Annotated in this window: 7 protein-coding genes; 4 read left to right on the forward strand and 3 right to left on the reverse strand. The window is 63.0% G+C overall.

Annotation, left to right across the window (positions count from 1 at the left end):
• Nucleotides 1–3,384: SdrD B-like domain-containing protein (locus tag DVO78_RS09175; RefSeq protein WP_157983969.1), on the reverse strand; the 3,384-nt coding region annotated here is incomplete at its 3' end.
• Between the two features lie 249 nt (nt 3,385–3,633).
• Here DVO78_RS09175 and DVO78_RS09180 point away from each other — a divergent pair.
• Genes DVO78_RS09180 through DVO78_RS09190 form a run of 3 tightly spaced genes read left to right on the forward strand, consistent with a single transcriptional unit; the run spans nt 3,634 to nt 7,069 of the window.
• Complete coding sequence (locus DVO78_RS09180; protein WP_120004520.1) at nt 3,634–5,010, forward strand: right-handed parallel beta-helix repeat-containing protein; 1,377 nt, start codon at nt 3,634–3,636, stop codon at nt 5,008–5,010.
• The gene (locus DVO78_RS09185; protein ID WP_120004521.1) at nt 5,007–5,846 is read left to right on the forward strand and encodes a hypothetical protein; all 840 of its coding nucleotides are present in this window, start codon (nt 5,007–5,009) and stop codon (nt 5,844–5,846) included. The genes DVO78_RS09180 and DVO78_RS09185 overlap by 4 nt, the downstream gene beginning before the upstream one ends.
• Entirely contained in the window at nt 5,843–7,069 is a 1,227-nt protein-coding gene (locus DVO78_RS09190) for a Dyp-type peroxidase (RefSeq protein ID WP_120004522.1), read from the forward strand. Before DVO78_RS09185 ends, DVO78_RS09190 begins: the two co-directional genes overlap by 4 nt.
• Nucleotides 7,070–7,218: 149 nt before the next feature.
• Here DVO78_RS09190 and DVO78_RS18165 read toward each other — a convergent pair whose 3' ends face one another.
• Both DVO78_RS18165 and DVO78_RS09200 read right to left on the reverse strand, forming a co-directional pair.
• Nucleotides 7,219–9,945 (reverse strand): LuxR family transcriptional regulator, encoded by a 2,727-nt coding sequence (locus DVO78_RS18165; RefSeq protein ID WP_120004523.1) that lies wholly within the window; start codon nt 9,943–9,945, stop codon nt 7,219–7,221.
• Complete coding sequence (locus DVO78_RS09200; protein ID WP_162301582.1) at nt 9,942–12,482, reverse strand: winged helix-turn-helix domain-containing protein; 2,541 nt, start codon at nt 12,480–12,482, stop codon at nt 9,942–9,944. The genes DVO78_RS18165 and DVO78_RS09200 overlap by 4 nt, the downstream gene beginning before the upstream one ends.
• Before the next feature lie 167 nt (nt 12,483–12,649).
• Between DVO78_RS09200 and DVO78_RS09205 the strand changes: the two genes are divergently transcribed.
• The gene (locus tag DVO78_RS09205) at nt 12,650–12,958 is read left to right on the forward strand and encodes a helix-turn-helix domain-containing protein (RefSeq protein ID WP_120004525.1); all 309 of its coding nucleotides are present in this window, start codon (nt 12,650–12,652) and stop codon (nt 12,956–12,958) included.
• The last annotated feature ends 12 nt before the right edge of the window (nt 12,959–12,970 follow it).

Here is a 12,970-nt window from a genome sequence, read left to right on the forward strand (position 1 = left end):
ATCCTGGAGACCATCGTTATTCGCATCGACCCAGACATAATCACCGATCGCATACGTCGGATCGGGTGGGACCGCGTTGTACGGGTCCTCATCCTCAACCGGGATACCGGTACCAGCACCGGCAGCATTCACCGAGGCCACGTTGGTGTGCAGCTCACCACCAGCAGGCAGCGTCAGAGTCGCCACACCAGTGATGACATCATCAACCACCCAGACCGCTGCATCCTCATCCTCAGGATCCAGGAACGTCGCATCCCACTGAGCAATCCAGGTCAGAGTCGCCTCATCGAAGGAAGCCTCCACCGAAGAACCATCCGGGAAGAACCACTCAAGATCCTCAATCGCGGCATCACCAGCAATGGTCTGATCAGTCAGCTCAACCTCAACCAGATCCTCCGGACCGGTGTTCACCACCTCGATCAGAATATCGCGGGGCTCACCAGCCTCATACTGGACGGCCTCTTCCTCAGTGTTGGCGTCATTGATGACACCATCCTCAGTATTACCGTCACCCTTGATGATCGACACCGAAGGCTCTTCAGGCTCAGGCTCGGCAAAATTGGTCAGAGTGATCTTCTTGGTTGAATCCTTGCCCGTGCCGATCTCAAAAGAGTCACTGCTGAACTCTGGGTCACCCCAGACGACACCATCAATGTCAGGGAAATTGACTTCCTCCAGGGTAACCACGGTGCCAACTGGAAGTTGCTCCGACCGGAACCACACGCCACCGTTGATCACCTCAAACGAAAGCGTTTCTTCTTCGCCGTCTAGCTCAAAGGTGTACTCAACCGTGAACGGGTGCTCAGGCCAGCTAATATCTTCAAGCAGCTCGTCCGAACCCTCAACGTTCTTCTTGACTTTAAAGTCACCGGTCGGAGCAGGCAGTGTGTAGCCTGCATCGATCGTGTGATCGTTGTGACCTGGTCCATTGACCGTCACGTCAGCCCTGCCCGTATCTGGATCAGGGTTCGAATCGATTGCGGTATTGTCGCCAGATTCCTGCAGGGTCAGTTCCAGGTCGGCCCAGTTGACCTCACCGATCTCCCCGCCGAGGTCAATAGTTCCCTCGTCAGGACGCTCGAAGACGACTGTGTAGTCGCCGCGAGTGTAGAAATCGTCAATCTCATTGGTACGGAAGTAGTACTCACCGTTTTCATCAGTGACGGTATCGGCAATTTGCTCGCCATTGTCGTCCAGCAGACGCACTGTCACACCGGGCAGGCCAGGCTCATCTGCGCCCTGGATACCATCGCGATCAGCGTCGAACCAGACCCGGTTGCCGATCTCCACCGGTGCTTCCTCGGTCAGCAGAGACACTCCGCCTAAGCCGCCACCTTTCTGGAAGTTGGCACTATTATTGCCATCCCCTGTATCGCGGACGTGGTTGTAGCCCCGGGCGAGATTGCCGTCCGCGCTGTTGAACCAGGTCAGTCCGGTGACGCGCACGTCCTCCAGCGGATCCATGGCGGTGGAGGCGATCTCGGACGCACCAGGCACCGCGATCACCGCGCCGAGCCCGACCTCAAGGTGATTGGTGTTGACCCGTTCAGGATTTGTGGCGTCCTGGCGATCGAAGTAGAACTCGTCTCCGCCTGGGCCCTCACCGCCGTCGGCCAAGGATGGGCTGATCGGGGTGCGCCCTTCGGTGACGGCGCTGCGTGAGTCACCGGTGATCTCGTTCGACACCACTCCACCGGACTCCGTCACGAACGTGCCGTCTTCGCCCGGCCCTGCAATCAGCAAATCCCCGGAGGCTACCGTTTGGAAGTACAGCGCATTTTGCCCTGTCCCTAGTGACGAGCCGTCGGCCGCCCGGTTGCGGTTGCCGCCCTGAATCGAGGTGCGGTCCTGGAAACCGAGTGTCAGGTATCCGCCTGAGTCGAAGGCCAGTGAGGAAAGCACAGGCTGCGGGTAGACGTGTGTGTTGCCCCAACCCGAGGTGAAGGCTACAGAGTTATCGCCAGCGCTCCACACATCTGTCCAGGTGTTCCACTGGATCACCTGGGGGTTGCTGTCCGCAACCTGAGTACCGCTGGTCCCACCCCAGCGGTACACCGGGTCGCCCTTGGAGTAGCCGAGGTTACCACCGTCAAGCACGGTCTCAAAGCCCGCATCTAGGTCAGCCAAGTCAGCCTTGGCAACGTGATACTGCAGTCCTGCGTCAGCTGCGGACTGGAAACCTTCAGTGCCGGTGTCGTTCCAGCCGACGTAGAGCTCACCGTGATGGATCTGCAGCGCCCATGCCTGCTGGTTCGCGCCAGTAGGGATCGCCCAGGAACCAGCCAGTTCCCCAGAGGCGATTTCGACACCGTAGACAGTATTGTCGAAGAGGTTCACGAAGTAGAGCCTCTCGCCCGCTTCATCAATGGCAATGTCGCCGATTCCCACCTTGGCCGCATTGGCGAACGCGTTCGGATCCTCGTTGTCATCACCAGGAGCGTCGAGCCCCCGCTCATCGTTTGTCAGTGCCCTGTTCTCGTCACCATCTTCGAGGGACTGCCCGACGTCGATACCCAGGGAGGTGACATCAAGCCATTCCACCAGGGTTCCAGTCTGAACCTCACCGTCAGCGTCCAAAGCACCTTGGATCTGGTAGATCCCACCCAGGCCCTGCGGACCGAGGCCCGACATGCGCTTATAGGTAGCAGCGACAAAGAGGTCGCCCTGCGAACGGTCAAATGCCGAGCCCCACACTGAGCCAACCTGACCATAGGTAGCATGAACAGTGCGGTCCGGGAATACCATACTCCCGCCCCCACCACTGTTTTCCTCCACGCTCCACGGAGTGCTGACCACTGCGGGCTCGTCATTGACACCGGAGTGCTCCGGGTCTCCGGCCGAGTGGATCAGTGTTGAGACCGATGGCTCACCCTCGGCAACGGTGAAATCAGCAGGGACATTGAGCGCAAAGTCCACATCCGTGACAGGGTCATCGCCGAGCTGAACGAACTGCACGCTGGTGCCGTTGGTACCACCGGTAGAAGTGCCGGACGGCTGGTACTGATCAGGCCAATCGCTGAACTCAATCCGAAGATCTTCGGTCTCAGCATCCGAGACGCTCAGGGTGTAGGAGCCGTCGGAGTCGCTGACAGTGTTGCCGACCTGCTCCCCTGTGCTGTCGTAGGCGGCGACGGTCACGCCGCCGAGACCCTCATCGCTGACAGTACCTCCGGTGTCGAAGACGCCGTTCTGGTTAAAGTCGCGGAAGACAGTGCCAGTCACCTCCCCGTCCGCTGCATAGGCCGCCGGCATCGCCACGATGCTGCCGCCCAGGGCCAGCGCGCCTGTGAGCGCGGCTGCCGCTCCTCTGCGCACCTGCGCCATAGAAGGCTGCGGTGTGAGCTTTCGCCGTTGTCGACGACTGCGTGACACACGTTCGTCCATTGAATGTGCTCCTCAAAGTGAGTGCGAGTTTCTCAGGTGCGGAACCAACTGTGATGCCGCCTAGCCCCCAAGCACACAGATCACCTGTGTGCGCGCCTGAACATATGGGTATTTCTGAGGCTCAAGTCTGGCCTTGGGAAAACCTGTTGACAACCTGAACAGAGGCCAGAGGTTGTTTTTCACCCTCGCATTCACCCTCAGGGTCCGAGGGTGATCACCCTCTTATGGAGCAGTGTTAGATTGAAGCCTATGTCTTGGGGAGGTACCCGTTCAGCAGTGCGCACACTGACAGCGATCGTCGGGGTCACTGCGCTCACTGCACTCTCAAGTTGCTCGGCAGATCCGGACACCGGAGACAATGAAGGTGGGCCCCAGGATGACAGTGCCCGCGCCGACGCCACAGTCTACGTCCCCCAGGACGCGGAGACCATCAACGACGCCGTGGACCTCGTTGAGCCCGGAGGTCTGATCGTCATTGGTCCGGGAACTTATGAGGAATCCGTGCTCATAGATGTCGAGGATGTCACCGTTCGCGGCGAGGACCGCAACGAGGTGGTGATCGACGGCGGAGGGGTCCGCCCCTTCGGCATCTCCGCCATCGCCGACGGGGTCAGCGTGGAGAACCTCACCGTCACCGACCATACCTTCTACGGCGTGCTGGTGACCGGACTGCACGATGAGAACGGTCCGGCCGCCCACGGAGGAGACGGCTACTCCACCTTCGATCCGGAGGACTTCCCACCGGTCCAGCGGTTCCGCTTCGACCACATCACCGCCTACAACAACGGACTCTACGGGCTCTACGCCTTCAACGCCCAGCAGGGCACCATCACTGAGTCCTACGCCTCGGGCCATGCCGACTCTGGCATCTATGTGGGCCAGTGCCAGGAATGCTGGATCGACGTATCCCATAATGTCGCAGAGAACAACGCGGTCGGCTTCGAGAACGCCAATGCCTCCGAACTCGCGGGGGTCCGCGAAAACCGGTTCACCCACAACCGGGTGGGCATGACCTTCTTGTCCAACTACCGCGAGGCCTTCCATCCGCAGCAGGCCAATACTGTTCACGGCAACCTAGTAGGTGAGAATGCCGAGCCGCACTCCCCCGCACAGGCCGAAGGTGCCTTCGGCGTCGGGATCGGCATCGGAGCCGGCACGCTCAACCGTTTTGTGAACAACCGCATCGAGAACAACCCCTCCAGCGGCGTCACCCTCTCCTCCGAGGAGGACCTCGCCCCAGTCGGCAACCGCATCGCCGGAAATGCCTTCAGCACCAACGGGGTCGATATCGCCAACATTGCCGGGGCACGGGCGCCTGCAGCCGACAACTGCAACACTGACGCACCCAGCACCGAGCCAGATACCGACGACGACGCCACCCTGCTCCCCGAAGACCTCTTCTCCTCTTGTTCGGGCACACAGCCGGCCATTGACCCCGCAGAGCTGCCCCAGGTGGAGGTGCCGTCCGGAGTCAGCTTCCGGCAGATCGACCCCCCACCGGCACAGCCGACCATGCAGGATGAGCCCGCTGCCCGGGAACTGGGCGAGATCGCCGTCACCGACGACGTCGCTGAGGTTCCGGGCTCGGATTATCTCGCCGAGCGCTCCCGCCACGGAGTCCCGTGAAGCGCATCTCGAGGACCACTCAGCTGGCAGCGGTGCTCAGTCTCACCGCTGTGACCGCCTGCGGCAGCAGCGACCCCGAACCGCGGCCGCTGACCAATGAGGAAGCCGAGCTGCTGGCGATCAGCCGGTTCAACAATTTCGACGCCGGCACCCGCGGTGTGCAGTTCAGCCTGAACGATTTCGGAGACCGTTACAGCTTTGAAGGCTGGTTCGACTACATCACCGGCACCGGCTACGGCGAGCTGAGCCTTCTTGACAATGATGGAGCGGTCCAGGAGTCCAGTCTGATGCTCTGGAACGAGCAGGTGGTCGGCTACTACGCGGCCGGCGAGCCGTGGAACGAGATCCCCGAAGACTCCGACGCCGAAGACACCGAATCCCAGGCCCCACTGCCGATCCCGGGCACCGACGAGCTGGACGCAGCATGGGATGGGGGGCCCTTAGATCCGAGTGCATCGCGAATCCACACGCTCTTCGCGGTCGTCGGTTCGCTGGGCTCCGAACGTCCGGACAATCCCCTGCTGCTCCAGCAGGGCGGGGCGCTCTGGCTCTCGGAGAATGCGGAGGGGTCCGGCACCTTCACCCTGTTCGGCGGACCGGCGGCCGAAGAGGAGGTCACCGCCGGGGAGGAGATCGACCCCGATGAGATCACCACACGGTTCCTCATCGACGAGGCCGGTGTCATGTCCGAGGCAGAGGTACTGCTGAGCGGGGACGAAGAGTGGACCACGATTGTCCTCAGCGAGGCCGGGGACGTTGACCTCGGCGACCCCTTCGGCGAGGCAGAGACCACCGGCCAGGGTAACTCCGACGACGACCGGGACGCTGGGCAATGACCACCGGCGACAGCGAAACAGGCCCGCAACAACAGCGCCCCCAGGAGAAGCGACCGGCGCCGGGAGTCAGCCGCCGCGGCTTTCTGCTCGGCTCGGGAGCAGGGGTCGGCGTCGGGGCGGCGGCGTCTGCAGTGCTGTGGAGGCCCTGGGTCACAGGCGACCCCACCGCTGAGAGCCCTGGTCGCGCATCGGGCTCCGCCGAAGCTGGACGCCCTGTGGACTCCCGGGGACGACACCAAGCTGGTGTGGACCGTCCCCAGACCCCGCAGGCGAATGCGCTGTTTGTGATTGCCGATGTCCCGAAGACCTCCTCCACGGAGGTCTTCGAGATGCTGGCCAACCTCGGCGAAGGCATCGACTCACTGACCGATCCGAAGGGTCATCTCACTGAGGTGCTGCCTGACGATCCTGGGGATCTTGTCATCACCGTAGGAATCGGTCCGCAGCTGGTGAGTCTCATAGACCCCGACCTACCCGGGGCAGAGCCCTTGCCGGAATTCGGCTCAGACACTGAGCTCGAAATCAGTGGAGGCGATGTGCTTCTGGCGCTCTACGCCACCGATGTCACCGTCCTCCATTCTGCCGCCATGCATCTGCTGGACCTCGTGCCCGACGCCTCGGTGCGCTGGGTTCAGGCGGGACATCGCGGGCCCGGTGAAGGAACCGTCGCGCGCAACCCGTTCGGCTACCACGATGGTGTGGTGGTGCCCAGGACTGATGAGGAACTGGCGGAGAACGTGTGGATCCAAGGCGGTCCGGCTGCCGGAGGCACCGTCTGTGTGCTGCGCCGGATGAGTCTGGACGTTTCCGCCTTCCGCGCCCTCGGGCCCGGGGCGCAGGACGCCGTCTTCGGCCGGCACCGCGACGACGGCAGGCCGATGTCAGGCGGCTCCCCCACCGATGAGGTCGACCTCACTGCACGGACGGAGACCGGGGATCTGACGATCCCGCTGCGCGCCCATGCCCGGGCCGCCCATCCCAGCTTCACCGGTAGCCCGCTGATGCTGCGCCGCAGCTATGGCTTCGCCGAACCAGACACGCTGGAAGAGGGCATGGTCTTCGTCTGCTTCCAGAATGACCTGGAGGCATTCGTGCGCACTCAGCACCGGATGGATGAAACCGATGATCTGATGAACTTTGTGACCACCACCGCCTCGGCGTCGTTCCTGATACTCCCCGGACGCACCGGGGACCAGCCCCTGGGCAGCTCATTACGGTCCTGAACTTCGTTAAGCAACGCTTGGGCCCCGGCAGTTCATCCTTTGATCTGGTCTACCGGGGTGGAGCCACCCCCTGTTGACAGCTCCGCACAATGGATGCTGGTCCGCATCCTCAGCCACTGCCAACGCGTCAGACCCTTCACCAAGTACCGCTAGGACGAGAGGAACAATCCGCTGGCATAGGCACGCTCAAGCGCCTCAGCACGCGAGCGCACGCCCAATTTGCGGTAGATCCTCCGCAGGTGTGTCTTGACCGTGTTCTCAGAGATGGCAAGTCTGCGGGCGATGACCGCACGAGACTCGGCCTGGGCGAGCTCTTCAAGCACACGATGTTCGCTGTCGGTCAGCTGCACCTCCTGGCGCCCCTCCGGGGAGGAAGACTCAGCATCGCCGTGCATCGCCTCAGCGAGATCATGACGGTCCGGCGCATACTCCTTCAGCAACCCGGTCAACCACCGCGGCGAGATGATCATGACATCGTACGGCGAGCCGCACTCATCCGCCAGGGCAAGCGCAGCCATGAAATGCCGTCCAGCAGTTGTGCTGTCAGCATCGGGGAACCCTTCTTCGACGAGACCAAGTTCTGCCTGCACCCAACAGAGTCTCATGCTGATCTCCTCCCGCAGGGTGATCGAGGTGTTTTCCAGGATGTCAGACGCAATGTCCCGTGCTTTCAGCCAGTCCTCTTCGTAGAGAGCGAGCACCGCAACGGCTCTCTCAATGCTCACCCCGGGCCGTCCCGGGTAGTCCGCGTCCCGAGCCTGGTCAAGATACCTGGAGGCAGTGGTCAGTGTGCCCGCGGAGAAAGCGACCGCCGCGGCCCGGGTGAGCAGCTGAACCTGCATGTACGGGCTGGTGGGCGGCCGATCACCGCGGGCAGCAAGCTCCGCAGCGACATAGCTCACCATGCCCGGTTCCTCGAAGTAGGCGGTGATGCGTGCGCGAGCATCGAGGATATGCGCCCAATACTCTGTGCCGCCCTGGTGATGCTTGAGGCGGTCAAGCTCTGCCGTAGCAGTCTGCGGCCGCCGGTCAGCCAGAGAGACGTAAGCGGAAGCAATGCAGGCAGGAGCGCCGAAATAGCTTTCGTCCCATGCCGGCGGCAGTTCGAAGGAGTGAATCCAGCTGAGCGTCCGGCGGGCGGCATTGATGTTTCCTGACGCCGCATGGATCAGGGCCTTGATGCCGGCACTGTGAAGATTGCGCCAGCTGAAGCCCCCTTGCTCGTCGGTCAATGAGTAAACGATCGGCTCGATCAGACTCAATGCGTCAGTGTAGTGCCCCAGAAGCAGTTTGGTGTTGGCCGCAAACTGCCGCATCGCCGTGACCACCCAGCCTTGGGCCGCCGTCAGCACGAACCGCTGGTCCGGCGGAACCTCCACGCTCTCCCCCTGCACGGCGAGCCCCTCGACCCGGGGAAGCAGGTCAGCGATGATCTCCTCGGCATGGTGAAAGTCGCCGAGCATATAGTGATATGCGAATGTGATCGTCTGGTTGATCAGTCGATGCAGTCCCCGGGCGTCTGGATCCAACATCGACAGCGTGTGGTCTCCCACGGCAGTCAAGGCAGCCACGGTGGTCTCCGGACGGCCGGCCAGCAGCACCAGACGGAACCAGCCCAGGTACGGCCGTTGCCGAATCAGTTCGGGGGTGGCCCGGTCAAGGATGCTGCTGAGCTCTTCTCTGGCGACATGCTGGAGCTCGTTGAAGTGCAGCAGTGTCAGTGTAGCGATCTGCTCCCAGGATTCCGCGCGGACAGCGAACTGCAGGGCCTGCCGAATGTGCCCCTTGTGCTCACACCACACAGATATGGTCACATAGACACGGCGCAGCTCGGCGGGTTCGATCCGCTCCAGTGCGAGTTCCCGCAGCCCTTCCACCAGAGCCGGGTCCAGATAAAAAGTGCCCTCCTCGTGGAACTCTCCGTGCCCGGCATCGCGCAAGCGCCGCAGGACCCTCCGGGCTCCGGAGCCATCCATGCCAAGCAGGTCGGCGGTGAGCTGCTCATCGAGCATAGGGGGAAAGGCCAGCCGCAGCAGGAGCCTCTGGTCCTGCGCAGGAGTGTTCTCTGCCAGCAGCCGCCGCACTAGTCTCAGGTTCAGCTGATGCCGCACATTCCGCGCAGTCTCAGCGGTAATGACCGAATCCCGCTGCTCGCGAGCACGGTACACCATCGCCTGCAACATCAGTGGCGAGGAAATCCCACGGATCACCTCCGCATCAGTCATGGTCAGACCGGCAAGCTCTAAGGAGCTTAGGATCTCCGCCTCGGTCAGCTGCAGATCTGCGTCGCCGATCCTTGGCGCGTGGAAAACGTCCTGCGCCTCGAAGATGAAATCCTCGTCCAACCACAGAGCCAGCAGAAGGAAGCGCAACGTCCCGCGATGCGCCAACCTCGTGATGAGGTCCAAAGCCTCCTCCGTCAGCCGATGGGCCCGCTCCACCACGACCACCGCCTCTGTCCCACAGCGCTGCAGCTGCCGGGAAAGAACCGTTCCCATCCGGCGCAGCGGGCGCGGGGCCCCTGCGCCGCCAAGGTTCTTCTCGTCCTCGCCCAAGAGCTCCGCAGCATCCAGCTCGTCTACGAGATCGACGTAGAAGTCCCACCCGTTGCCGCCGGAGTCCTCGGCATTGAGCCAGATCACTGGCCGCTGCGTGTGCTGTCTGCCCCACTGGGCGGCCACCGTGGTTTTGCCGGTGCCCTCGGAGGCGACCATCAGCACCAGACCACTGCTGGCGACACTGTCCTCGAGGAGACGCACCAGTCGGGGACGCTCCGGCACGTCCTGGGGCACCGCCGGCAGCCGAGGGGAGAAGTACTGTGGCTGCGTTGAACCTGAGTGCTGGGCTGCAGCTCCCGCCTCGAAGCCGGGCATCATCGCAGCACCCCCTGGTGACCCTGAAACAAACCGTGAACACGAGCCGCCGCCAGTGCCTGTTCCCTGCTGATGACACCCAGCTTTCGGTACAGAGAGCGCAACTGGCTCTTGACCGTGTTGCGGGAGACCACCAGCGCATCAGCGATCCCTGCCACCTCGGAATGCTGGGCAAGAGCGTGCAGGATCACGTGCTCCCGCTGGGTCAGGTCAGGCACCAGCATGCTGAGGGGCATCACACTGGGCACACCTTGCCCGCCGAGGAGCTCGGCGTTGGCAAACCCAGAACTGACCGCCAGGTCATGGAGATCTTCCAACTCTTGCCGCGGTAGCAGCAGCAAATGGGAACGCAGCCCACTTTCCATCATGACGGCCAACAGATGGTGCACATGGCGTGACGCCGTCTCGACCTCACCGTGCCTGCCTGCCGCTGCGGCCCAGATCAGATGCGCCGAGGCGACCTGACGTGCAGACGCCCCGGCCAGGTCCGCACCCATCAGCAGATTGATCGCTTCGCGGTCATGGGCCAGATGCCCTGTCAACGTTCCCAAGAGCCTGCCCAAGGAAAAACCTGGGCCGGCCGGCAGTCGTTCGAGCACCGCACGGGCTTGTACGCCCTGACCTTCGGCCAAGTGCAGAATGACCTGCACCGGCGCAAGGGTCTCCGACTCATCGGCGATGGTCCTGCTGCGCCGCTGGCTGCGCAGGTAGGCATCGATGCGCTGCAGTCCGCGGGGCGACTGCCCAGAGACCAGGTCCGCGAGCGCTTCAAGGGCCAGGAACTGGGCACGGAACTCCATGGTTTCCCGATGAAGGGCCAGAGCCTGCACCTCAGCACGCACTGCACGGGTGTCGAACGATTCCAGAGCGATGAGTCCCCGGGCCAGGCGGTAGAGCGCCCCCTGATGACTGTGGAGCACGTGTGCTGGCACCTCAAGCTGGACCGCCGCCTCAAGAGCCCTGCCGGCTGCGGGGAGATCGCCGGCTGCGGTGTGCAGGTAGGCGGCAGCACCCAGGGTCTGAAACGCCACCACAGGCAGCAGGGCCTCCAAGGCGGCGACGTTCTCGTCGAGGGCTTCCCAGGCCTCCGCGACGTGGTCGGCGGCGATCAGGCTCAGGGCGTTCTCCAGCCGCAGCCAGCCGGTCTGGTCATTGAGCCGAGAAAGGTCGCTGTGCGGTTCCCGGAGGAGCTCCAGTGCCTGACGCGCTGGAGCGGCACCCTGGGACGCCTTCCCGCTGAGTCTCAGCGAGATCGCCTCTGCAGTCCACAGCACAGCTGTCTCGGACTCGTCCCCACGGCCGGCCAGCAGCCTGGACCCTGCCACGGTGGCGTCGAAGTAGTCCTGCGCGATGAGCCGGCGGCTGCGCCGCACATAACAGCCCATGGCGATGGCGAAGGCGAGCAACGGGTATCGTGCCACCTCCTTCGGCTTCAGGTGGGCGCAGGCGTCGAACACGCTGCCCTGGACAATCAGCTGCATACCATCTGCCAGCAGGGCTTCGGAGGCAAGATCGTAGGCTTCCGCGGCCACCGCGTACTTCACAGCATCCTGGTGCCTGCCGTGCTCCAGGCACCAGCGCGCGGTGATGCGCCGGGCAGCACGCTGAGCAGCGGGCTCGGCAGCGTGCTCCATCAGTCCTTGCCGAATGACGGCGTGGTAGTGCCACAGCGGATCATCACAGCGCTCGACGCGAGTGATAACCCCCTCTCTCTCCAGCGCCTCCAGGATCTTCTGCGGATCGTCGTTCTCGGACAGTTCACTGGCCAGCTGAAGGTCGAACTCCTCGGGCACACAGGTGCTGAGCATGAAGCTGCGGCACTGAGAATCCATACCGCGCAGCACATCACCGGCCACTCTGACAGCGACCTGTGCCACAGTCTCTCCCGGTGCACGGTCCTGTATGCCCACGATCATGGCGCGCAGCAGCAGCGGGTGTCCGCCGCATGCTTCGTGCAGAGTATCGCCGACGCCGTGATTACCGAGGCTTGCGGCGATCAGCCGGGACGATTCAGCCGGAGTCAACAGCAGGGCCGAGGGGCTGATGATGGTCCTGCCGATTCTTGCACCCACCAGACCGCCCTCCAGATAACCTCGGGTGCGAGTGGTGACGATGATCCGCAGTCTCGGACAGGTCCGCAGCAGATGGAAGACATCTTCGGCAACATGCTCGGCATCTTCGCAGCGGTCCAGATCGTCAATGACCAGCAGTTCTGTCTCAGCGCTGATGAAGAGCTGCACCAAGGCAGCTCGCATATCAGGGGCCTTCCCCAGCGCCTCGGCAAAGTCAGCTGCACGTGGGGATCGTCCAGCGACGATGTGGGCAGCAGTTACCCACAGACTGCGCCGGGTGGATGCCGGGCAGCCTGCAGAGAGCCACACGCCCAAAGCAGGGTTTGTCTGCACATACTGAGCCACCAATGTGGTCTTTCCGCTGCCGGCCGGCCCGCGGCACACGGTGAGCGGCGATTCAGCCGCCAGGGCGGACAGCAGGCGATCCCGGAGAATGAGGTCCTCCGGCAAACGCGGCACTCCGGTCATAGACTCTGTTGTTTCGCTCAAGGAACTCCAGGAATACTCTTCATAGGAGCTGGAAGATCGGCCTGACTTCATGATATACCCACCTCATCATCGACCCCTTTCCACACACCACAGTATTTAATCTATACATTGAAGACAAGATGGCGCTCTTCACGTGAAGTAAGGGGGTGTCCCAGCCCCATCCCACGCCCCAGCAAGCCCGCCTACTCGGTGTCCGTCTTCGCGCAGCGAGGTCTGAGCTCGGCTGGTCCCAAGAGAAGGTAGCCCTGCAGGCAGGAATATCCCTGCAGCACCTGAGCCTGCTGGAGCGCGGACTCAGCGACGGGCGCACCCGGTCCCCGGCGAACCCCCGCCTGGGCGTCCTGCTCAACCTGGCGGGGGCGCTGAGCGTCGACATCGGACACCTGATCGAACCGCTGCAGGTGGACTACTCAATCTTCCCAGAGCACCCGGAGCACCCGGGTCAGGGCGCCTGAAGCCAGGCTTTC

It is taken from the genome of Nesterenkonia muleiensis, from assembly GCF_003600155.1.
GTDB classification, from domain to species: domain Bacteria; phylum Actinomycetota; class Actinomycetes; order Actinomycetales; family Micrococcaceae; genus Nesterenkonia; species Nesterenkonia muleiensis.

What these genes read in the sequence shown, in the direction of transcription:
- DVO78_RS09180 (WP_120004520.1), top strand. Translation starts at nt 3,634, where the DNA reads ATGTCTTGGGGAGGTACCCGTTCAGCAGTGCGCACACTGACAGCGATC.
- DVO78_RS09190 (WP_120004522.1), top strand. Translation starts at nt 5,843, where the DNA reads ATGACCACCGGCGACAGCGAAACAGGCCCGCAACAACAGCGCCCCCAG.
- DVO78_RS18165 (WP_120004523.1), bottom strand. Translation starts at nt 9,945, where the DNA reads ATGATGCCCGGCTTCGAGGCGGGAGCTGCAGCCCAGCACTCAGGTTCA.
- DVO78_RS09200 (WP_162301582.1), bottom strand. Translation starts at nt 12,482, where the DNA reads ATGACCGGAGTGCCGCGTTTGCCGGAGGACCTCATTCTCCGGGATCGC.